Origin of the sequence: Streptomyces sp. ALB3, assembly GCF_044385685.1 — a bacterium.
In the GTDB taxonomy this organism is placed as follows: Bacteria; Actinomycetota; Actinomycetes; order Streptomycetales; family Streptomycetaceae; genus Streptomyces.
Genome location: NZ_JBISCE010000032.1, coordinates 1 through 22819, shown reverse-complemented (window position 1 = coordinate 22819; position 22819 = coordinate 1). Strand labels below are relative to the sequence as shown.

Below are 22819 nucleotides of genomic sequence, written 5' to 3'. Positions count from 1 at the left end.
GCCGCCGTTCACCGGATCCTCGCCGCCCGCAGGGCGCGGTGGGCCCGCACCGACGGCGTCCGCCCGGGCGACCACCGCCGGGCCGGGGACCGGCGACGGCCTGGCCGCGCACCCCCGGAGGAGGCGGTCGCGACCGGTCGCTTCTGCGCCGTTTCGACCGTTGTCGGTGCGAGGACCTAATCTGTGCAGCGTGACTTCGCCTGCCGACACCCGTAGCGCTGCGCCCCAGCTCAGCGCGGGACCGAGGCCCGCCCCGGGACCCGCCGCCGACGAGGGGCTGTCGCGTCGGCTGCGCGCGCTCGCCTGCACCGCTCCGCTGCACGACCTCGACGTGCGGAAGGCGAATCTGGCCGGCGAGTACACGGTCTACGCGATGGCCGAGATCGCTCTCGCCGCGATCGACCTGGTCACTCTGAACATGGACTTCGACACCGGGGCCGACCACGACCAGATAGTGGCGAGGCTCCTCCCGCGCATCGCGGCCCAGGCACCGCGCCGGCCGGTGACCGAGCACGAGCGGGTGGCGCGCTGGGTGCTGGAGAACCTCATCAACGTCGGGAGTGTGGACCGCGGCTTCCGCGCCGTGTACGGCACCTTCGGGCCGGACGGCGTCTACGTCCGCAGGGACTACGACTTCAAGCTCGTCGAGGAGGTCCCCGGCCACGGCGGCACCGTCTACCTCCGCGCCACCGACGAGGCGGTCAACGTCCTGGTGGGGGCCCTCGACACGGACGTCACCAGCGCCCAGATCGCCGCCGAGGTGAAGCTGGAGGTCCTGATCAGCCGTGGCCGCCTCGCCGACGCGCAGCTCGCCGCCGAACAGGCCCGCTACCGCACCGTGCAGTACGCCGAGACCCTCCGCAGGACGCTGGAGGCGACCCGGCGCAACGTCCGCGCCGTCGACTGGCTCAACGCCGTACCCGACATGATCGCCGAGGCGCTGGACCACGTCGCCGACCGCTACCGCCACGAGAACGCCATCCTGACCAACATCCGCAAGGCCAGGGACGAGGCGGAGGAACCCGAGCACAAGCGCCGCGCCGCCGAGCTCGTCGACATCGTCAAGGACTGCATCCGCCGCCACACCCAGCTCCAGTCCAGGCTGCTGGAGGCCGGGCCGCTCTTCCGGGCCGAGCAGGACCGGCAGGCCTTCGCCGCCCCCACCGCGCGGGCCGGCCTCGATCTGTACGGGCAGCTCCTCGTACCCCTGCTGCCGCTCCCCGTGGAACAGGCCGCACGGGCCACCGACGCGTTCTTCGCGCACGGCACCGGGCTGCGCACACCCACCTCGGTCCGGGTCGGCGACCTCGTCGACCTGCTGCTCACCCCGCCGGTGGAGCGCGAGCACCTCGGCGCCGAGATGCCCGAACCCGACGTCATCGCCACCCCGGACGACAGCCGGTTCAGTGAGGAGCAGCTCGGACACGCGATGGAGCTCCTCGACCTGGAGCACGACGCCCCGCGCCGGCTCTCCGGTCTCCTCGCCGAGGCCCGGCTGCGCGACCCCGAACTGCCCTACCTGGTCGCCCTGCTCGCCGTCCACGCGGCGAGCCCGCCGGTCGGCACCGCGTACCGCCAGGGTGAGCGCCGGCTGCTGTTCGCCGTCGACGACGGCACCCCGCTCGAGGACCACGAATTCGGCGGGGCCGACCTGATAGTGGGCACGGCCCTGCTGGACGCGGCAGGCATGGCCGCCGACCGCAAGGACGCCTCGTGAGCGTTCCCGGCCCGACCACCCGCCCCCTGCCGCCCGAGAGCGGTACCCGCACCGAGGAGTCACCGAGTTGAGCGAGCAGCACGCCGAGCACACCGACGCGTGGGACGGCCAGTCCCTCACGCACGGGGCCGACGCCGCGCGGCCGGCCGCTCCCGCCGCCGTCACCCCCGCGGACGCGGCCGACGCGGCGCGCCTGGTCTCCTTCGGACTGCAGCCGAAGCTCATGCCGGCCCGCGACGCCGAATACGCCGAGCTGCTGCGCCGCTACCGGGAGGAACCCGCCTTCGCCCGGCTCGCCGACGCCGTCGCCACCGGACTCGGACTCATCGTCCTGGAGGTCTCCACCCGCGCGGGGATGGCAGTCACCGCAGGCGAGGACTCGGTCTTCGCCGTACGGATGGGTGACTACGCCAGACGCGCCTCCTCCGACGCCGCCGACCGCTTCCTGCACGGTCTCGCCCACCTCGCCGTCGCCGCGATGGCCTTCCCCCGCCCCGAGGACCTGGCCGACGACTCCTACATCGGCCGCATCACGGTCAACGGTGTCGACGCCTTCGTCCGCCAGGCCTGCCGGCGGCTCGAGGAACGAGCCGAGGAGCAGGGCGACAACACCGACCCGGCCACCGACGCCCCCGGCCTGGAGTCCGGGTGGCGGATCTACGCCCGCCGCAGTGCCACCGGCGCCACCAAGGACGCACGCAGGCTCGCCGGCTCCACCACCGGCATCATCGGCAAGGCCGTCTCCTTCCTCACGGACTCGGGCTTCCTCCAGCGCACCGGGGACGACGCGGGCGGCGCCTACCGGACCACGGCCCGCTACCAGCTCCAGGTACGCGACATGGCCGGCAGCGCCGCCATGGCCGAACTGCTGGAACTGGGCGTCGTCCCGGTCACGGACGGCTCGGCCACGCTGCTGCCCCCGCCCGACACCGAAGGCCTGGAGCTGGCCGCCGACGCGGGACTGCCCTTCCACTCCTGAGCCCGGCCCGCCCACCCCCGACCCCGCTGCCGCACCAGCTGCCCGCCCACCGCCTGAACGACGAGAGTCCGCCGCCATGTACGAGTTGTCCCGGGTCCGCCTCTATTCCATCGGACCCGCCGGCGCGCGCTACGCCGACACGGTGCTCGACCTGCGCGGGGTGGGCGAGCCCGTGCCCAGGCCGGCGCCGGCCCAGGCGGAGTTCTTCGAGGACGAGCCCGTCGGGCCCCCGCGCCGTCCCGCGCCCGCAGGCGTGCTCTTCCTGGAGAACGGCGGCGGCAAGTCCGTCCTGCTCAAGCTGATCTTCTCCGTGATGCTGCCGGGACACCGCAACACCCTGGGCGGCGCCAGCTCCGGCGTGCTGCGCAAGTTCCTGCTCGCCGACGACTGCGGACACGTCGCCCTGGAGTGGCAGCACACGCTCACCGGTGAGTGCGTCGTCGTCGGCAAGGTCAGCGAATGGCGCGGCCGCCAGGTCTCCAACGATCCCCGCAAGTTCGCCGAGGCCTGGTACTCCTTCCGCCCGGGACCCGGCCTCAGCCTCGACAGCCTTCCCGTCGCCGAGGCCACCTCGGTGGGCCGCCGCGTCGAAGGCGTCTCGGGTGCCCGAGGCAGGCGTCGCACCATGAAGGGCTTCCGCGACGCCCTCACGGACGCCGGCAAGTTCTACCCGCACCTCGACGTGCACTGGGAGGAGATCCACGACCGCTGGAACGAACACCTCGGCGACCTCGGACTCGATCCCGAACTCTTCCGCTACCAGCGTGAGATGAACGCCGACGAGGGTGAGGCGGCCGGCCTCTTCGCCGTCAAGAAGGACTCCGACTTCACCGACCTTCTGCTGCGGGCCGTCACCGACACCCGCGACACGGACGGCCTCGCCGACCTCGTCAGCGGATTCGGCAACAAGCTGGGCCGACGCGCCGAGCTCACCGCGGAACGCGATTTCACCGCCGGTTCCGTCGACCTGCTGGGCCGCATCGTCGAAGCCACCGCGACCAGGGCCCGCAGCCGCGACGTCCACGCCGCTGCCGAGCGGCGCACCCGCACCCTGGCCCGCAGGCTCTCCGGCCGTGCGGCCGAAGAGCGCGGCCGGACCGCCGAGCTCGCCGAGCAGGTGACGGCCGCCGCCCACGCCGTCACCGAGGCCGAAGCCACCCGTGGTCACCGGCACCTGATCGCGGCCGAACTGGCCTACCGGCACGCCTCCCTGGCCCTGACCGCCGCCGAGAAGAGCGCGGCGGCACAGCGCCGCGAGCTGGGAGAGGCGCGCACCCTGCACTCCGCTTGGCAGGCCGCCGAGGCCGTCCTGCGCCACCGGGCCGCCGCCGACCGTTCGGCACGTGTCGCCGTCGCCATCCGGGAGGCCGAGCGCGACGCGGCGCCCGCCCTGGCGGCGCGGGCCACGGCCGCCGCCGACCTCGTACGCGCCCTCCACACGGCCGCCGAGGCCGGCGAGCGGGTGGCCGACGAGGAGGAGGAGCGCTCCGCGACCCTCCAGGCCACCGGGGAGGCGGCGCACCGGGACGCCACCACCGCCGCCACCGAGGCACAGCGCGCCCGCAGCGAGGCCGGTCACCTGCGCCAGCGTCTCGCCGAGGTCGAGCAGGAGACCGCCGAGGCCGTGCGGGCGGGCTGGCTCGACGACACCGCGCCCGACGCCGACCCGGCCCGCGCCGCCCTCGCCGCCAACGACGCCGAGCAGGCCGCGGTCGCCGCCTGGGACACCGCGCGGGAAGCCGCCCGGTCCACCGCCGACCAGGCCAGGGAAGCCGCGGCGGCGGAGAGCCGCGCCGAGCTCGCTGCGGCCCGCGCCGCCGACGGCGCACGGGCCGCGGAGCAGTCCTACGAGGCCGAGCGCAGGGCTGCCCGGTCGATCGCCGCCGACCACCGCCTCGCCGAGCTGCTGGGTCTGCCGACGGCCCCCGCCACAGGTGTCCCGCGCCCTCGCGCCGCCGCGGGAACGGACGGCCACGAGGAGACGGTCGCAGGGGAGGCGCAGTCCCTCACGGCCGAGGAGTTCGACGCCAGTGCCGACGAGCTGCGCGAGCTGCTCGACCAGGGCATCGCCGCGGCCGAACGCAGGCTCTTCGACCTGCGTACAGCCGCCGCCGACGACTCCCGCATCCTCGGCGCGCTCGGAGACGGAGGACTGCTGCCTCCCGGGCCCGACGTCCTCGCCACCGTCGAATACCTCGGTGAGCACGGCATCCCCGCCCTGCCCGGCTGGCGCTACCTCGCCCAGGCCGTCGACCCCGCCGACCACGCGGCTGTCCTGGCCGCACGGCCCGAGCTCGTCGACGGTGTCGTCATCACCGACCCGGACGCGCACACCCGGGCCCGCGAGGTCCTCGCGGCCGCCGCCCTGCTGCCCCGGTCGGCTGTGGCCGTCGGCACCACCGCGGCCCTCCTGGCCCCCGTACCCGCGCCCGGCGGTGCCGGCGCCGGCACCGACGACGTATTCCTCGTCCCGCCGAACCCCGCGATGCACGACGAGCACGCCGCCGACGAGGAGCGGCAGGCACTCAGGGCCCGGGCGGCGGCACGCGACGAGGACATCAGGTCGCTCGCGGCCCGGCTCACCGCAGACCGCTCCCTCGCGGCCCGCATCGGATCCTGGCGCGCCGACTGTCCGCCCGGCATGCTCGCCGAGCTCGGGGAGGCCGCCCGTACCGCCCGCGCCGCCGCTGAGACCGCGGAAGCGGCGCTGGCAGAGGCCCGCACCGCGCGCGCCGAGGCCGACGAGGCGGCGGCCGACGCCGCACGCGTCCGGGACGAGCGTCAGGAAGCGGCCCAGCGGGCCCGCCGCGTGGCCGACGCGCTCGCGGGCCTCGCCCACCGTCTCCGCGACCGGGCGGGCTGGCAGGCGCGGCTGCGCGAACTCACCGACGAGGCAGCGGAATCCGAGGCCCGCGCCACGGCATGCCTGGAGCGGGCGCGCGCCGCCGACGAGGACCGCCGGGCCGCACAGCGCGCCGCGGACGACGCCCACCGCACCGCCCGCGCCCTGCGCGCCGAGCGCGCCGAGGTCGCCGGCGCCCCGGAAACGCTCCCGGAGCCGGACGCCTCCACCACGCGCGCCTCCCTGCCCGCTCTGCGCGAGGCGTACCGGGCCGCCTCACAGCTGTACGAGAAGGTGGGGGTGGGAGCCGACCTGCGGGCCGAGCAGGCCCGCGCCGAGAGCGACGAGAGCGCCGCCCTGGCCGAACTCGACCGCCTCACCAACAAGGTCCGTACCCGCGCGGCCCTGCTCCTCGAAGGCACCGACGGGGCCGACGGGCCCTCCCGGCAGGCGGCCGTCGCCCGCGCGGAGTCCCACGTCCAGCTCCTGGAGACACGGGCGTCCACGGCCAGCGAACAGCTCGGCCGGCTCCGTGGGGAGGCAGAACGCCTCGCCCCCGCCGACGACGCGCCCCACCACACCGCTCTCCCCGACGACCTGGTCCCTGCCGACGCCGGTCAGGCCCAGACCCTGCTGCGTACGGCGACAGCCGAACTGTCCTCCGCCACAGCGGCGCTGGAGACCGCACGCGCCGCCCACGCCGAGCTCCTGCGTGCCCACCGGACCGCCGAGGAATCGGCGAGCGGCTTCGACGAGACCGCCGCTCTCCTGAGTGACCTGCTCCGGGACCACGGCGCGGAGGAGGAGACCGAGGCCCCCGACCCGTACCGGGGGACCCTCGAGGAGGCGAGGAGGTCAGCCGCCGAGACACGCCGGTCACTGCGCGGATGCGCCACCGACCTGTCGGCTGCGGAGAGTTCCGTGCGGGAGGCGAGTGACGTCCTCGTGCGGCACGCCAACTCCACCCGCTACGAACAGGTCCGCACACCTGCCCGGCAGCAGATCAGGGAACTCCCCGCAGCCGCCCTGCCCGACCACGCCGAGAAGTGGGCCGCCGCCTTCGCGCCGAGACTCCGGGTGCTCACCGACGAGCTGGCCCAGCTGGAGCGCAACCGCGACTCCATCGTCGACCGGCTCCGCGGCCTCGTGGAGTCGGCCCTCACGACGCTCCGCTCCGCCCAGCGGCTCTCGCAGCTGCCCGAGGGGCTGGGGGAGTGGTCCGGTCAGGAGTTCCTCCGGATCCGCTTCGACCAGCCCGACCAAGCCACGCTCACGGAGAGGCTCGGCGAGGTCGTCGACGAGGCCACGCACGCGGCCCTCAAGAAGAACTCCGACCTGCGCAGGGACGGCATGTCCCTCCTGCTGCGCGGGGTGCAGGCGGCTCTGCAGCCCAAGGGCATCGCCGTGGAGATCCTCAAGCCGGACGCCGTGCTCCGTGCCGAGCGGGTGCCGGTGGGACAGATGGGGGACGTGTTCTCCGGTGGCCAGCTGCTCACCGCCGCCATCGCGCTGTACTGCACGATGGCGGCCCTGCGCAGCAACGACAGGGGCCGCGACCGCCACCGTCACGCGGGCACGCTCTTCCTCGACAACCCCATCGGACGCGCCAACGCCACCTATCTGCTGGAGCTCCAGCGCGCCGTCTCCGACGCGCTGGGAGTGCAACTGCTCTACACGACGGGGCTCTTCGACACCACGGCTCTCGCCGAATTCCCGCTCGTCATCCGTCTCCGCAACGACGCGGACCTGCGGGCGGGGCTGAAGTACATCAGCGTGGAGGAACACCTCAGGCCGGGACTGCCTCAGCAGGACCCCGACGGCGAGACCGTCCACGGCGAGATCACGGCGACCCGCATGTTCAAGCGGACCGGTGAGGCGTCCGGCCCCGCGGGCGGTCCGGCGGTCCCGGAGATGCGTACGGAGATGACGGAGCCGCGCCCGGCGTCCGCCCAGGCCTCGGAGAAGCGGTAGGGGGAAGCCGGGGCAGGCGGGTCAGGCCCGGGAGAGCCGACCCTCGCCCCGGCGTCGTATCCGTGCTTCCCCGCGCGCCCTGGACCGGGCCGCGCGCCTGGCGGACCTGCGTTCCCGGCGCATGCGGCGGGCCGTGCTGCTGGGTACGGACACCACGCCGTTGCGCTGGTTCCACACCTGACGGGTCACCCAGACGTCCAGCACCGACCACGTCGCCACGACCGTGCCGGCCACACCGCCGAGCACCATCGGGAAGGCGAGCCAGGACCCGGCCAGCGTGTACAGGAAAGCCACCATGGCCTGGATCATGGTCAGCGACATGATCAGGACGGCGCGCACGGCTGCCGTCCGCACCGGGTCCGGCATCCTTCGCCGTATCGCGGGCTCCTCCACCCACAGCTGCCGCGGAATGCGTGCACCCGCCGCCTCCGCACCGGCCGGTGACACACCGGCCGCAGTCGTGGTCGCCGGCGGTACCGCCGCGCCCCGGCGCTCGTCCGTGTCCAAGGACCTTCAACTCCCCACCACTGTCCGACTCAAGGGTGGATGCCCGGCTCGCGCCCGTTCTACCCGGGCGGAGACGCTCGCCTGTCGCACGTACCCCCGTGAGGTTCTTCTGCCCCGTACGTACGGACGAACGCCAGGTCGCGAAGATTCCCGCCGGGGGCAGCAACCAGCCCCGAAAGATGTCGGAACGAAGAATTCCAGCCAAGTGCCGTAGGTGGATCAACAGCGCTCAGCCAGGCGTTCTCTGTCGCTTTCGCGAACTTATTCGCCGGGAATACCAGGACAACTGGTGAACAACTCAGGGCAGGGCGGCCGGAAATCGCCCGGACACGCCTTCGAGTTACCCGTATGTCAGTAGTAGGCTCGCGCCGTTTGTTGACGGAACACCGGCCGACGACCGGTGGGCCACGCCAGGAACACGGAACAACCGGGAGGCCCGGGCAGCCGGAGCCACCGGGAACACCGACACAACCACCCCGCCGTGCGGGGCCGAGCTGGGGGAGGCCATGCGCTTTCGCGGGAAGTCCATCCGCAGGAAGATCGTGGCGTTGCTCCTGGTGCCGCTCGCCTCCCTCACGGGCCTGTGGGTCTTCGCCACCTACGTCACCGGCCGCGAAGCCGGCGAACTGATGGGCGCGAGCGCCATCGTGGAGCAGGTCGGCCATCCACTTGAAGACACCATCCGCGCCGTCCAGGGCGAACGCCGCCAGACACTCGTCTTCCTCGCCGACCCCCGGAGCTCGGACGCCCTGCCCCTGCTGCGCCGCCAGCGGGCCCTGACCGACCGCGTCGTGGCCGAGGTCAGGCAGAGCGCGGAGAGCAAGGACATCCGCGAGAAGCTGAGCAAGGAGTCGGAGGCACAGCTCGACTCGATCCTCAGCGAGATCGACGGGCTGGAGGCGCTGCGGGGCTCCGTCGAGAAGCGCACCATGGACCGGACCAGGGCCCTCGCCTTCTACAACGGACTCGTCGATCCCTGCTACCGCTTCCTCAACGGTCTCCACACGATGGAGAACGTGTCGATGGACAAGCAGGTCCGGGCTCTCGTCGGCATCTCGCGGGCCCGCGAGATGCTCTCCCGCGAGGACGCCCTGATCGCGTCGGGCCTCGTCGCGGGACGGCTCGGCGCCCCTGAGCTCCGGGCGGTCTCCGACCTGGCCGCCAGTCGCACGCTCCTGTACGAGGTGAACCTCGAGCTCCTGCCGGCGAGCGAGCGCGGGCGCATGGAGCGGTACTGGCGAAGCCCCGACACCGAGCCGCTGCGCACGACCGAGCAGAAGCTCATAGCCGCGGGCCCGTTCACCGAACCGGGCGCCGTCGACGCCGCGCGCTGGGCGGAGGTCGCACCGCCGGTCCTGGACCGCCTGGCCAACGACGGCACCGAGATGTCCAACCGTTTCCAGGACCGGGCCGAACCCGCCGGCTACCGGGTCCTGATCCAGGCCGGTGTCGCGGGCGTCCTGGGATTCGTGGCCCTGCTCGTGTCCGTCTTCGTGTCCGTCCGCGTGGGGCGCGAACTCGTCCGCGACCTCTCCAGGCTGCGCAAGGACGCCCACGAGGTGTCCGGGGTGAGACTGCCCAGCGTGATGCGGCGGCTTGCCGCGGGCGAGCAGGTCGACGTGGAGACGGAGGCACCCCACCTCAGCTACGAACGCGACGAGATCGGCCAGGTCGGGCAGGCCCTCAACACCCTCCAGCGGGCCGCCGTCGAGGCCGCCGTCAAGCAGGCGGACATGCGCCGCGGGGTGTCCGAGGTCTTCGTCAACCTCGCACGCCGCAACCAGGTGCTCCTGCACCGCCAGCTGACGCTCCTGGACACCATGGAGCGGCGTACCGAGAACAGCGACGAACTCGCCGACCTCTTCCGCCTCGATCACCTCACCACCCGCATGCGCCGCCACGCGGAAGGCCTCGTGATCCTTTCCGGGGCCGCGCCGTCCAGGCAGTGGCGCAAGCCGATCCAGCTGATGGACGTGGTGCGGGCGGCGGTCGCCGAAGTGGAGGACTACGAGCGGATCGAGGTCCGGCGCCTGCCCCGCATCGGCGTGGGCGGCCCGGCCGTGGCCGACCTCACCCACCTGATCGCGGAACTGCTGGAGAACGCAACGGTGTTCTCGCCCCCGCACACCGCGGTCCAGGTGCACGGCGAACGCGTGGCCAACGGCTTCACCCTCGAGATCCACGACCGTGGCCTCGGCATGGCGCCGGAAGTCCTCCTGGACGCCAACCTCCGGCTCGCCGAGACACCCGACTTCGAGCTCTCCGACACCGACCGGCTCGGCCTCTTCGTCGTCAGCCGGCTCGCCCAGCGCCAGAACGTCAGGGTGTCGCTCCAGACCTCACCGTACGGAGGGACGACCGCGGTCGTCTTCATCCCGGCCCAGCTGCTCACGGACGCCCCCGAGACCCACGGCACCGGCTTCCGCCTCGACCGCCGCGCCGAGAAGGCGATCGGCAGCGGCCGGCCGGGCAGCAGGGCGCCCGGCAGCGACAAGGCACGCAGGGACGGCGTCGCGGACGCGAACATCCCGGGCAGGCCCTCCGGGCTCTCCCCGGTCCCCACCGGGCTCACCGGCCCGTCCGTGCTCGACGGGCCCGTCGAGCTCGAAGGCCCCGTGGGCACACTCGGATTCACCGACGACCCGGCACTCGACCGGGAACTCGACCCGGCACTCGGCCCGGTCCTCGACGGCGTGTCCGACCTCGAGGACACCGAGAGCGAGCGCGGCGGCATCTTCCGCGCTCGCGACCTGCGCAAGGAAGCCGGCCGGGAACAGCACCAACAGGCCTTCGACTCCTCGGACGGCCACTCCGCGGACGTCCGGCCGATGCGGCCCGCGGGCCCCGTCCCGCTGCCGCGCCGCAAGCCGCCGACGCTCGTCTCCGGCCAGGGCCGCCGGATCGGCGACGGAGGCCGCGCCCACCCCGGCGCGGAGCCCGGCCCGGGCGCCTCCCCGGCCAGCGACGCCCCGGTGCGGCTGAGGCCCGCGCCCCGGCCGCCGGCGGACACGGTGGGCGGCCTCCCGCGCAGGGTCCGGCAGGCGAGCCTCGCCCCACAACTCCGGGAGGACTCCGCAGGGCGGACTTCCGGCCACGCCCCCGCAGACACCGACGACCTCGAACGTGATGCGGACGAAGTACGCAATCGCATGGCTTCGCTACAACGCGGCTGGCAGCGCGGCCGTCGGCAGAACGCCGAGGACGTGACCGGCCCCGGCGAGACAGCACCAGGAACCACTCCGGGAGGGGACGGTCGATGACCGCACCGAACGCCGCAGCACACAACGCCTCACGCCAGGGCTCCGGCGAACTGAATTGGCTGCTCGACGAACTCGTCGAGCGCGTCGCGAGCATCCGCAAGGCGCTGGTGCTCTCCAGCGACGGCCTCGCCACCGGCACGTCCCAGGACCTGACCCGCGAGGACAGTGAGCACCTGGCGGCCGTGGCCTCCGGATTCCACAGCCTCGCCAAGGGCGTCGGCCGTCACTTCGACGCCGGCCGGGTCCGGCAGACGGTGGTCGAGCTCGACGAGGCCTTCCTCTTCGTCACGGCGGCGGGTGACGGCAGCTGTCTCGCCGTCCTCGCCGACGCGGACTCGGACGTCGGGCAGGTGGCGTACGAGATGACCCTGATGGTCAAGCGCGTGGGGGCGCACCTGGCCAACGCCCCCCGGACCGGTCTGCCCGCCGGAGGGTGAGGCGAGGGGATGAGCGCAGACTCCGTCCGGGACACCGTGCCCGGATCGCCGCCCGCCGAAGCGGGATCCTCGCGCTGGTACGACGCCGAAGCGGGGCCGGTGGTCCGGCCCTACGCGATGACCAGGGGACGAACCAGCAGCGCCTCCCGCCACCGTCTCGACCTGATCGCGATCGTCGTCCCCGAACCGGCGGCCGACGATCCCGGCCGGGACCAGACGCTCTCCCCCGAGCACGTGGAGATCGTCGAACTGTGCAGCGACATGCCCCAGTCGATCGCCGAACTCGCCTCCGGACTGGATCTCCCCGTCGGGGTCGTCCGTGTCCTGGTCGGTGACCTCGTCGAGGACGAACTGGTGCACGTCACCCGTCCCGTTCCGCCGGCCGAGCTGCCGGACGAGAGCCTTCTTCGCGAGGTGATCAATGGCCTTCGGGCGCTCTAGCCGCAGAAAGCGGCATGTCGAGCCCGTCACCCTGAAAATCCTGGTGGCCGGCGGCTTCGGTGTGGGCAAGACGACCCTGGTGGGCGCGGTCAGCGAGATCAGACCGCTGCGCACGGAGGAGAGGCTGAGCGAGGCGGGCCGTCCCGTCGACGACGTCGCGGGGGTCGAGGGCAAGAGCACGACCACCGTGGCCATGGACTTCGGGCGGATCACCCTGCGCGAGGACCTGGTCCTCTACCTGTTCGGAACCCCCGGGCAGGACCGCTTCTGGTTCCTCTGGGACGAACTGGCCCAGGGCGCCCTGGGCGCCGTGGTCCTCGCGGACACCCGGCGGCTGGAGGACTGCTTCGCGGCGGTCGACTACTTCGAACGCCGCAGCATCCCGTTCACGGTCGCCGTCAACCTGTTCGACGGCGCGGAGCAGTTCCCCACCGAGACGGTCCGGGCGGCACTCGACCTGGATCCCGAGGTGCCGGTGCTCCTCTGCGACGCGCGCGACCGGCCGTCCGTACGGGACGTGCTCGTCGCCGTCGTCGAGCACGCCATGGTGCGAGCGGACCGCCTCCGGGAACCCGCCAGGACCTGACAGCCGGACACCGCACGTGACGCGGCCCGTACCCCCGCCGACCGGGGTACGGACCGCGCGTACGGTGCGGGGGGCAGCGGGCGTGGGAGAGTCTTCACCCGCCGTGACGGCCCGTCAACCCTGTGCGCGCGCCGAGGTCACGGATTCTCCGCCAACCACGTGGCCGCCGTCTCGGCCAGCTCCCCGTCGCGGCCGGAGAGCATCATCCGGATCATCTGCACATCGCCGCGCAGAGACCAGGCGGGATGTCCGAACGTCGCCGGGTTGTTCTTCTCGATGAGGAAGTGCGCGGGCCACGCGGTGCCGTACCCGATCAGGGGGAGGGCCAGGGCGTAGCGCCTGCGGCCGCGCGCCAGGCCGTACGCGGTGACCGCGAGGCCGGTCAGGGTCCCGGTCAGATGGACCCAGCGGGTCGCCGCCCTGGAGTGCATGGCGACGTAATAGGGCCAGAACTCTTCGTACGAATCGAACGTCTGTGGTGACATGAGGGCACCGTAATGGCTCGGGCGGCAACCGGACACGGCAGTTCCGCGTCCGACACCATGAACGGGCGGCCGGAGCCCACGGGGGTGGTCCCGGTCGCCCGTTCCTGCCGGCGGGCAGTCAGTGCCCCGCGACGGACCGCTTCGCCACCGGGAAGTCGAAGTACGTGTCCGGGAAGGGCTCGGGCTTGTAGGTGAAGTGCCACCACTCCTCCGCCAGATTCACGAAGCCGAGACCGGCGAGCGTCTCCTTGAGGAACTGCCGGTGGGCGCGCTGCGCTCCCTGCACCCGGGGGTCGTCCGTGTGGGACAGGGTGTCGAAGCAGTCGTAACCCGTGCCCATGTCGACCGAGCTGTCGGGGAACCGCTCGCTCTTCGGCGCGTAGCAGGGAGTCAGTTCCTCGCCCGGCCGGTACGGCCTGGCCGGAAGGGCCGGCAGCTTCACCAGGGTGAGATCCACCGTGCTGCCCCGGCTGTGCCCGGACTTCTCCGCGATGTAACCGTCCGCGAACAGCCGCGTCTTGTCGACCTCCGGGTAGAACTCGTCCTTCATGGCCTGGTCGTCGAGATCCTGCGCCCAGCGCACGAAGTGGTCCACAGCCCGCTGCGGCCGGTAGCAGTCGTACACCTTGAGCGAGTACCCCCGGCGCAGGAGGCCCCGCTGGGCCGTGCGCAGTGCCTGGGCGGCCGGCCGGGTCAGGATGCAGACGGGCTGCCGGTAGCCGTCCACCGGCTCTCCCACGAAGTTGTGCGCGGTGGTGTAGCGCATCTCCGTGATGATCGTCGGATCGACGGAGCGGAGATCGACGAACTCAGGCGGAGCCTTGGGTTCGGGAACGGCCGACGCCGCCGGGGCGGCGGCGGTCACGGCGAGCAGGGCGGTGCCGGCGGCGGTCAGGGCACGGAGAACACGAGCAATGGCTGTCATGGGCACACCGTCTATCAGCTTCGGAGCCGCAGGAGAAGGGTGATCGGATACAGTCCGCCCGTGAAGGACTCCCACTGCGGCGGCTGCGGAACCCCGTACGCCGCCGACGTCCGGCCCCGCACCTGCACGGCCTGCGGCCACACCGCGTATCGCAACCCGCTGCCCGTAGCCGTGGCCCTGCTGCCCGTCACCGGACCGCACGGCACCGGCCTCGTCGTGATCACCCGCGCGATCCCTCCGCACCGCGGCGGGATCGCACTGCCCGGCGGCTACATCGACCAGGCCGAGGACTGGCGCCACGCAGTCGTACGCGAACTCCGCGAGGAGACCGGCATCCACGCCGACGAGACGGACGTACGCCTCGCCGACGCCCTGAGCTCCCCGGACGGCCACCTGCTGCTCTTCGGACTCCTCCCGTCGCGTCCCGCCGACGAACTCCCGCTCTCCGCACCGACGGACGAGACCTCGGGGCACGACGTGCTGCTCACCCCGGACGAACTCGCCTTCCCGCTGCACACCCGGGCCGTACGCTCCTGGTTCGCCGGTGCCTACGGCTGAGCCGGCAGCCCCCGCATCCTGACCGGATACGGCACCAGCCCTTCGTCGCCGTCCCGCTCGACCACCACGCGGCCGGCCAGGAGACGCGAGGTGTAGCGCTCCACCTGGGCCCCCGCCCACCCGTCGCCCGCGTCCCGCACGACCAGCCCGCCCCCGGTACGCCCGGAGGGCGGGGCCCACACCTCCAGTTCCAGGAGCCCCTCCGGGCCCCGCACCGGAATCACCGCACCGGCGCGCGCCAGCACGGGAACACGCGACAGCGGCGCGTCCACCACGACCCGTGCCGGTCCCTCGTACGCCTGCCCGGTCGCCGTGTCGTACCACCGCCCGCGCGGCAGCCGCACCGTCCTGCGGTCCGCACCCTCCTCCAGGACCGGCGCCACCAGCAGCGCGTCACCCAGCAGGAAGGCGTCCTCGCAGTCCCTCAGCTCCCGGTCCCCGGACGCGCCCCACCACACCGGGCGCACATAGGGCGCACCGGTCAGCCGGGCCAGTTGCGACAGCGTCACGAAGTACGGGTGCATCCGTTCCCGCTCCTCCAAGGCGCGTCCGGCGTGCCCGAGCACCTCAGGCCCGAACTCCCAGGGCTCCCGGCGTCCCGCGCCGATCGCCGCGTGCGTGCGGAAGAACGGCATGTACGAACCCAGCTGGAACCAGCGCAGATACAGCTCGGGGGACGGCGGCCCGTCGGACCCGCCGACATCGGGCCCGGAGTAAGGCACCCCGCAGAGCCCCAGCCCCAGCACCAGGGCCAGCGAGGCCCGAAGACCGGGCCACCCCGTGGCGACATCACCGGACCAGGCGCCGCCGTACCGCTGCATCCCCGCCCAGCCCGAGCGGGAGAACAGGAACGGGCGCTCGTCCGGACGCAGCCGGCGCAGCCCTTCGTAACCGGCCCTCGCCATCGCCAACGCGTACACGTTGCGTGCCTCCCGGTGATCCCCGCCACGGCCCTCCAGACAGTGCCGTGACGAACGAGGCAGCGACGGGTCGCCGAAGGCGGAGAACGCCACCGGCTCGTTCGTGCCGTGCCCCACACCGGTGAATCCCTGCCCGAGCCACTCCTCGTACAGCGCCCCCCACCACTCCCGCACCAGCGGATCGGTGAAATCCGGGTAGACGCACTCACCCGGCCACACCCCACCGAGCACGGGAGCCCCCTGGGGATCCCGGACGAACGCACCCTCCGTGCCGACCACGAGTCCGCTGTCGAACACCGCGTCGCCCGTCGACGCCCGCACCGCCGGACCGACGACCGGCACCAGCCGGACACCGTCCTCGCGCAGCTCGTCCGCCAGCCGGGGGAGACCGGGAAACCGGTCCCGGCCGGCCGTGCACACCTGATGCGCGTCGTGGTGACCGGCGTCCAGATGCAGTACCGACAGGGGCAGGCCCCGCTCCCGGTACCCCGCGACGACCCGCCGCACCTCCTGTTCGCCGCCGGACCCCAGCGCGTGCTGAGGACCCAGCGCCCACGACGGCGGCAGCGCAGGCGCCCCCGTCAGCGCCGTCCAGCCCTGCAGCACCCTGGCCGGCGTGCCCGCGACCACCCAGCAGCGGAGCGGACCCCCGTCGATCCGCACCTCACACGAGCCGGGCCGGTCGTGCCCCGATCCGGCACCCTCCTCGCCCTCCCGCAGCGCCACCCCGCCCGACCAGGAGTTGTCGTGGAACACCAGATGGGTCCCGGCGTCGGACACCACCACCTGCACCGGCATCGTCAGATGCAGCGGGTCGTCCCCGGGGCCGAAACGGCCGCCCGGATCGCTGTTCCACAGCCGGTAGGTCCCCTCCCTGAGCCTCGGACCACCGGCCCGCCCGCCAAGCCCGAAGAAGCGCGCGTCGGCAGGGACCTCGGAACGCTGCACCCACCGGGCCCCACCGCCCGCCACGGGCTCCCACCAGCGCGGCGGCAGCTCCCGGCGCAGCAGCACCCCACCCGGTGTACGCAGCTCCACCGCCCCGTGCCGTGACACCACCACCGTCAGCCGCTCCGACACCACCCGCCAGCCGCCGTTCGCATCCGGTTCGAGCCGCGCACGCGGGTCCGAGTCCGGCCCGTCCCCCGCCAAGGCGTACGAGGGCAGTGGCCCGGCTCCGTCCCAGGACCAGAACACCGCACCGCCCACCGCCACCCGGACCAGCAACTGCGAGCGGGCGAAGCGCACGACTCCGCCGCCCGGCCCCGGCTCCGCGCCGATCAGCAGACCGGGCACACGCGCGCGCTCCGCACCCCGCCCCACCAGCGCCCGCGCATCCGCACGGCGACGCCGCCAGGCCGAGCGCACCGTGCGCATCCCCTGTACGGAACCGACCATTCTCACCGAGCGCACCAGGTCACGACCATCCATGACGGTCACCCTGCCACTCGCGGTGACGGAAACGCGGCCCGTTCAGCTTCCGTTCACCTGTGGCCGCCGCACACAGCGGGACACGCAAGCATGGCAGGGAGACCCTGGTGCGCGGGACGATCACATGGCATCGTCCGTAACAGCCGTTCACGCGCACACCCCAGCCCGTGCGCGCGACGCACGCACACCCCGCGTACACCCCGAAAGGCCAGGGAGCCTCCATGACCTCAGAAGCCGGCGAAGCCCCCCTCTGGCAGCCCGGTCCCGAGCGCGTCGAGGCAGCGGCCGTCACCCGCTTCCAGCGATGGGCGGCCGAACGCCACGGCGCACCGGCCGACGGCGGCTACGAGGCACTGCACAGATGGTCGGTCGAGGAGCTCGACACCTTCTGGCAGGCCGTCGCCGACTGGTTCGACGTACGCTTCTCGACCCCGTACGACGCGGTCATCGGCGACCGCTCCATGCCCGGCGCCCAGTGGTTCCCCGGCGCCACCCTCAACTACGCCGAACACGCCCTGCGTACGGCGGACGACCCGCTCCGCGCGGACGCCCCGGCCCTGCTGTACGTCGACGAGACCCACACCCAGGCCGCCGTCAGCTGGTCCGAACTCAGGCGGCAGGTGGGCTCGCTGGCCGCCGAGCTCCGCGCCCTCGGAGTCACCCCCGGCGACCGGGTCAGCGGATACCTCCCCAACATCCCGCAGGCGGTCGTCGCGTTCCTCGCCACCGCCGCGGTCGGCGGGGTCTGGACCTCCTGCGCCCCCGACTTCGGAGCACGCAGCGTCCTGGACCGCTTCCAGCAGGTCGAGCCCGTCGTCCTGTTCACCGTCGACGGCTACCGCTACGGGGGCAAGGAACACGACCGCACCGGCACCGTGGCCGAGCTACGCCGCGAACTGCCCACCCTGCGCGCGGTCGTCCACATCCCGCTTCTCGGCACGGACGCGCCCGACGGCGCCCTCGAGTGGTCGGCGCTCACCGCATCCGACACCGAGCCGGTCTTCGAGCAGGTGCCGTTCGCACACCCGCTGTGGGTGCTGTACTCCTCCGGCACGACCGGACTCCCCAAGGCGATCGTCCAGTCACAGGGCGGGATCCTCCTCGAACACTTCAAGCAGATCGGGCTGCACTGCGACCTCGGCCCCGACGACCGCTTCTTCTGGTACACCTCCACCGGCTGGATGATGTGGAACTTCCTCGTCTCCGGTCTGCTCACCGGCACCACCCTCGTGCTGTACGACGGCAGCCCCGGCCATCCGGACGTCCAAGCCCAGTGGCGCGTCGCCGAACAGACCGGCGCCACGCTCTTCGGCACATCGGCCGCCTACGTCATGGCCTGCAGGAAGGCGGGCGTCCACCCGGGCCGCGACCACGATCTCAGCCGCGTCCAGTGCGTCGCCACCACGGGCTCCCCCCTCCCGCCCGACGGCTTCCGCTGGCTCCACGACGAGTTCGCCGCCACCGGCCAGGACCTGTGGATCGCCTCCGTCAGCGGGGGGACGGACGTCTGCAGCTGCTTCGCGGGCGCGGTCCCCACCCTCCCCGTCCACATCGGTGAGCTCCAGGCCCCCTGTCTCGGTACCGATCTCCAGTCCTGGGACCCCGCGGGCAAGCCGCTCACCGGTGAGGTCGGCGAGCTCGTCGTGACCGCACCCATGCCCTCCATGCCGGTCCGCTTCTGGAACGACCCCGACGGCCGCCGCTACCACGACAGCTACTTCGACGTGTACCCCGGAGTGTGGCGCCACGGCGACTGGATCACCCTCACCGACCGGGGGTCGGTCATCATCCACGGCCGCTCCGACTCCACCCTCAACCGGCAGGGCGTACGGATGGGGTCCGCCGACATCTACGAGGCGGTCGAGCGGCTCCCCGAGATCCGTGAGTCCCTCGTCATCGGCCTCGAGGAGCCGGACGGCGGCTACTGGATGCCCCTGTTCGTCCACCTCGCCGACGGCGCCACCCTCGACGACACGCTCCGGGACAGCATCAAACGGACCATCCGCGAGAACCTCTCCCCCCGCCACGTGCCGGACGAGGTCATCGAGGTCCCCGGCATCCCGCACACCCTCACCGGCAAGCGCATCGAGGTCCCGGTCAAGCGGCTCCTCCAGGGCACAGCCCTTGCCAAGGCGGTCAACCCCGGCTCCATCGACAACCTGGAACTCCTCGGCTTCTACGAGGACCTCGCCCGCCGGCGCCGCTGAGCCGCCCGGCCAGCACCCCGTTGTCAGTCCCCCTGATTACGCTGAGTGAGCACCGATCGACAGCGCACAGGGGGACTCATGGCGCACATCAAGCGCAACCGGCAACGCTCAGGGACATCCATGCGGCGCACGCTGCGCCGCGAAGCACCCAGTACCGTCGGCCTCCTGGTCGACCCGGAGGACTTCGCGGCCATGCGCGGCTACCGGAGCTTCTCCTTCGAGGACCACTCCGTCTACCTCCGGCAGGTCGAGAGCCTGCTGCGCACGCTCGCCGCCCAGGGCGTGCACACCACCGTGGCCCTCTTCGACCCGGAGGACTACGCGGAGTTCTGCGCCGAGTCCGGCCTCGATCCGGACGACCGCACGAGCCGTAGCCGCTTCACGGCCGAGATCGCCGCAGCCGGCGCCACCGTCGCCTACACCGGCCAGTCCATCGACACGCTGATCCCGCTGCTCGTCTCGCGAGCCGTGCGCCGCGCCACCTGGGAGTACGCGACGATGCTGCTCACCGGCCTCGGCGACTGCGCGGACTGCGGGCAGGACATCGGGCGGGCCGCCTTCGACCGGGCCTCCCACCTGCTGATGCGCCTGCTCGACACCGCGGGACCCGGCACACACCACCTCGTCTGCAGCGTGCCCACGGAGAGCGAACAACTCCTCGCCGTCCTCCACACCACCCGGGACACGGACCGCCCGGCCGGCCTCGAGCCGTCGGAGGGCGCGGAGTTCGCCACGGTGCTCGCCGCGGGCGTCGCCCTCGAGACCCAGGGCGGCGTCGTACTGCGCACCACGGCACCCGGCACACCGGACCGGGTGCACGGGTGGCGCCTCCACAGGGGCGGCCTCCTCCCGCTCACGGCGGGTGAGGTCTTCAGCGCCTACTGCACCGACGCCGACACGGGCGAACCCGTGTCGCCGGAATCCGGCGTCGAGTACTGCGCGGGCTTCGACATCGGGGCCGACGAACCGGAGGCCCATCGCTGACAGAGCGAAGGGGTCCCCGCCGGAACCGGCGGGGACCCCTCACATCCGACTGCGTCCGACGGACCGCGTCACTCGCCCGACAGCACCGCCTGTGCGGCGAGTCGCGCCTCATCGGCGGAGTCCGCCGCACGGGCGGCTGATGCGGCACGCTCGCACTGCGCGAGCGTGTGCTTCGCGAGCGTCGCCCGCACGTAGGGAATGGACGCCGCACCCATGGACAGGGAGGTGACACCCAGGCCGGTCAGCACGCAGGCCAGCAGCGGGTCCGAAGCGGCCTCCCCGCAGACGCCACAGCTCTTGCCCTCGGCCCTGGCGGCATCGGCCGAGAGCGCGACGAGGTCGAGCAGCGCGGGCTGCCACGGGTCCTGCAGACGCGAAACGGCTCCCACCTGGCGGTCCGCCGCGAAGGTGTACTGCGCCAGGTCGTTGGTCCCCAGCGACAGGAACTCGACCTCCTGCAGGATCGAGCGGGCCCGGAGCGCGGCGGACGGAATCTCCACCATCGCACCGAACTTCGCCTGCAGTCCCGCTTCACGGCAGGCGTCGGCGAACGCCTTGGCGTCGGCGCGGTCCGCCACCATCGGGGCCATGACCTCGAGGTACACCGGCAGCCCTTCGGCCGCCCTGGACAGCGCCGTCAGCTGGGTCCGCAGTACGTCGGGGTGGTCCAGCAGGCTGCGCAGCCCGCGCACACCCAGTGCGGGGTTCGGCTCGTCGGCCGGTGTCAGGAAGTCCAGTGGCTTGTCGGCACCGGCGTCCAGCACCCGCACGACGACACGCCCCTCGGGGAACGCTTCCAGTACCGCGCGGTACGCCGAGATCTGCTTCTCCTCGGACGGCGCCTGCTTGCTGTCGTCCAGGAAGAGGAACTCCGTACGGAAGAGCCCGACGCCCTCGGCACCGGCCTCCACGGCCGCCGGCACATCACCGGGACCACCGACATTGGCCAGCAGCGGCACCTTGTGGCCGTCGGAGGTGGCACCGGGGCCGGTCACGGCCGACAGAGCGGCCTTGCGGGCCGCCGAGGCGCTCTCCATCTCGGCGCGCTTCTCCGGGCTGGGCTCCACGAAGATCTCGCCCGTGCTGCCGTCCACCGCCACGACCGTGCCCTCGGCGATCTCGCCCGCTCCGGGGAGAGCCACGACGGCCGGGACCCCGAGCGCCCGCGCGAGAATGGCGCTGTGGCTGGTGGGCCCGCCCTCCTCCGTGACGAAGCCGAGCACCAACGCGGGGTCGAGCAGAGCCGTGTCGGCGGGTGCCAGGTCACGTGCGATCAGCACGTACGGCTCGTCGCTGTCCGGCACACCCGGCATCGGAACGCCGAGCAGCCGCGCCACGATCCGGTTCCGGACGTCGTCGAGGTCGGCGACGCGACCTGCCAGGTACTCCCCGGCATTGGCCAGCAGAGCACGGTACGCGGCGAACGCGTCGTAGACACCCCGCTCGGCGGTGCTGCCGACGGCGATACGACGCTCGACGTCGGCGATGAGCTCCGGGTCCTGCGCCATCATGGCCTGGGCCTCCAGCACGTGCTGTGCCTCGCCCCCCGCCAGATTGCCGCGCGCGATGAGGTCGGCGGCGACAGCCTCCACGGCCTGGCGGGCGCGCCCCTGCTCGCGCTCGGCCTCCTCTGCGGGAATCTGTTTGGCCGGCGGTTCGAGCACCGCCGTACCCATGTGCCGAACCTCGCCGATGGCCACACCGTGGCTCACGCCGACGCCTCGCAGCGTTGTCTCCATTTCACCCGTCTCCGATTGTGCGGCGGCTGTGCCGTCGCGGTGGATTCCCAACTGGCTCATCAGTGCGCCCGAGGCGTCACTGCCAGCCGAACAGCGTCTCGCCGACCTTCACGTCGCCGTCCTCGCGGACCTCGGAGAGGGACTCGGCGGTGGCCTCCAGGGCCACGACCGGGCAGATCGCGGACTTACCGGCCGCCTCGACGGCGGCCGGGTCCCACCGGACGATGCCCTGACCGCGGGTCACCGTGTCCCCCTTGTTCACGAGGAGCTCGAAGCCCTCGCCGTTGAGCTGCACGGTGTCGATCCCGAGGTGCGTCAGCACACCGTGGCCCTGGTCGTCGACGACGACGAAGGCGTGCGGGTGGAGGGAGACGACGATGCCGTCCACCGGCGAGACGGCCTCCGAAGGCTCGCGTACGGGGTCGATGGCGGTACCGGGACCCACCATCGCTCCGGAGAACACGGGGTCGGGAACCGCGGTGAGCCCGATGGCGCGGCCGGCAAGAGGGGACGTCACTGTGGTCATGGAGAGCCTCTCAGGGGGTGGGGATCCGTAGGTCACCGCCACGGCTGATGGAGGGCGGCGTACTGATCAGCAGCGTAAGTCATATGAAGTCCCGGTTCCGCCCGAGAGCTACCGGTTGCGCCGACCCGGAGGCGCGCCGGAAACGATTTGCCTCGTCCCACAGCGGCCTGTACTGTCGTACCCCTGCCTGACCCCAACACGACCTTCGAGTCGGGGGATCGGCGGCGACTCCCAAGCCCAGACTCTAACTCTGATTGTGCTTCCGCATGCTCGCGGGACCGTGGTCAAAGGAATGGGAAAAGGC

Annotated in this window: 16 protein-coding genes; 10 read left to right on the top strand and 6 right to left on the bottom strand. The window is 72.7% G+C overall.

Annotated features, from left to right (window positions below; genetic code table 11):
* Positions 1 to 190 precede the first annotated feature (190 nt).
* From ACHFIV_RS19530 to ACHFIV_RS19520, 3 genes are all read left to right on the top strand, one after another.
* Positions 191 to 1717: a hypothetical protein gene (locus ACHFIV_RS19530; RefSeq protein ID WP_398970474.1), complete on the top strand. Its 1527-nt coding sequence runs from the start codon at positions 191 to 193 to the stop codon at positions 1715 to 1717.
* Between the two features lie 67 nt (positions 1718 to 1784).
* The gene (locus tag ACHFIV_RS19525; RefSeq protein ID WP_398970472.1) at positions 1785 to 2696 is read left to right on the top strand and encodes a hypothetical protein; all 912 of its coding nucleotides are present in this window, start codon (positions 1785 to 1787) and stop codon (positions 2694 to 2696) included.
* Positions 2697 to 2772: 76 nt separating this feature from the next.
* The gene (locus ACHFIV_RS19520; RefSeq protein WP_398970469.1) at positions 2773 to 7509 is read left to right on the top strand and encodes a hypothetical protein; all 4737 of its coding nucleotides are present in this window, start codon (positions 2773 to 2775) and stop codon (positions 7507 to 7509) included.
* A gap of 21 nt (positions 7510 to 7530) precedes the next feature.
* Here the strand turns inward: ACHFIV_RS19520 and ACHFIV_RS19515 are convergent, their stop codons facing one another.
* Entirely contained in the window at positions 7531 to 8016 is a 486-nt protein-coding gene (locus tag ACHFIV_RS19515; RefSeq protein WP_398970466.1) for a hypothetical protein, read from the bottom strand.
* A 506-nt stretch (positions 8017 to 8522) separates the two neighbouring features.
* Between ACHFIV_RS19515 and ACHFIV_RS19510 the strand changes: the two genes are divergently transcribed.
* The 4 genes from ACHFIV_RS19510 to ACHFIV_RS19495 are packed head-to-tail and all read left to right on the top strand — an operon-like array spanning position 8523 to position 12740.
* Positions 8523 to 11276: a sensor histidine kinase gene (locus tag ACHFIV_RS19510; protein ID WP_398970463.1), complete on the top strand. Its 2754-nt coding sequence runs from the start codon at positions 8523 to 8525 to the stop codon at positions 11274 to 11276.
* A complete protein-coding gene (locus ACHFIV_RS19505) occupies positions 11273 to 11713 on the top strand; it encodes a roadblock/LC7 domain-containing protein (RefSeq protein ID WP_398970461.1) in 441 nt (146 codons plus the stop codon). The genes ACHFIV_RS19510 and ACHFIV_RS19505 overlap by 4 nt, the downstream gene beginning before the upstream one ends.
* A gap of 9 nt (positions 11714 to 11722) precedes the next feature.
* Positions 11723 to 12154: a DUF742 domain-containing protein gene (locus tag ACHFIV_RS19500; protein ID WP_398970459.1), complete on the top strand. Its 432-nt coding sequence runs from the start codon at positions 11723 to 11725 to the stop codon at positions 12152 to 12154.
* Positions 12135 to 12740: a GTP-binding protein gene (locus ACHFIV_RS19495; protein ID WP_398970456.1), complete on the top strand. Its 606-nt coding sequence runs from the start codon at positions 12135 to 12137 to the stop codon at positions 12738 to 12740. The genes ACHFIV_RS19500 and ACHFIV_RS19495 overlap by 20 nt, the downstream gene beginning before the upstream one ends.
* A gap of 137 nt (positions 12741 to 12877) precedes the next feature.
* Here ACHFIV_RS19495 and ACHFIV_RS19490 read toward each other — a convergent pair whose 3' ends face one another.
* Together ACHFIV_RS19490 and ACHFIV_RS19485 are read right to left on the bottom strand one after the other, a co-directional pair.
* Complete coding sequence (locus ACHFIV_RS19490; protein ID WP_398970454.1) at positions 12878 to 13225, bottom strand: Mpo1-like protein; 348 nt, start codon at positions 13223 to 13225, stop codon at positions 12878 to 12880.
* Between the two features lie 118 nt (positions 13226 to 13343).
* Entirely contained in the window at positions 13344 to 14150 is an 807-nt protein-coding gene (locus tag ACHFIV_RS19485; protein WP_398970451.1) for a M15 family metallopeptidase, read from the bottom strand.
* Between the two features lie 60 nt (positions 14151 to 14210).
* On the opposite strand from ACHFIV_RS19485, the gene ACHFIV_RS19480 reads away from it, so the two are divergent.
* Entirely contained in the window at positions 14211 to 14708 is a 498-nt protein-coding gene (locus ACHFIV_RS19480; protein ID WP_398970448.1) for an NUDIX domain-containing protein, read from the top strand.
* Here the strand turns inward: ACHFIV_RS19480 and ACHFIV_RS19475 are convergent.
* Positions 14699 to 17059: a glycoside hydrolase family 31 protein gene (locus ACHFIV_RS19475; RefSeq protein ID WP_398970445.1), complete on the bottom strand. Its 2361-nt coding sequence runs from the start codon at positions 17057 to 17059 to the stop codon at positions 14699 to 14701. The two genes, ACHFIV_RS19480 and ACHFIV_RS19475, sit on opposite strands and share 10 nt — an antisense overlap.
* 221 nt (positions 17060 to 17280) lie before the next feature.
* Here ACHFIV_RS19475 and ACHFIV_RS19470 point away from each other — a divergent pair, with 221 nt between their 5' ends.
* Complete coding sequence (locus ACHFIV_RS19470; RefSeq protein ID WP_398970442.1) at positions 17281 to 19266, top strand: acetoacetate--CoA ligase; 1986 nt, start codon at positions 17281 to 17283, stop codon at positions 19264 to 19266.
* A 78-nt stretch (positions 19267 to 19344) separates the two neighbouring features.
* On the top strand, positions 19345 to 20250 hold the full coding sequence (locus ACHFIV_RS19465; RefSeq protein ID WP_398970439.1) for a hypothetical protein: 906 nt from the start codon (positions 19345 to 19347) through the stop codon (positions 20248 to 20250).
* Positions 20251 to 20318: 68 nt separating this feature from the next.
* On the opposite strand, the gene ptsP is transcribed toward ACHFIV_RS19465, so the two are convergent.
* Together ptsP and ACHFIV_RS19455 are read right to left on the bottom strand one after the other, a co-directional pair.
* Complete coding sequence (gene ptsP, locus ACHFIV_RS19460; RefSeq protein ID WP_398970436.1) at positions 20319 to 21989, bottom strand: phosphoenolpyruvate--protein phosphotransferase; 1671 nt, start codon at positions 21987 to 21989, stop codon at positions 20319 to 20321.
* A 76-nt stretch (positions 21990 to 22065) separates the two neighbouring features.
* Entirely contained in the window at positions 22066 to 22515 is a 450-nt protein-coding gene (locus ACHFIV_RS19455; protein WP_398970433.1) for a PTS glucose transporter subunit IIA, read from the bottom strand.
* Positions 22516 to 22819: the final 304 nt, after the last annotated feature.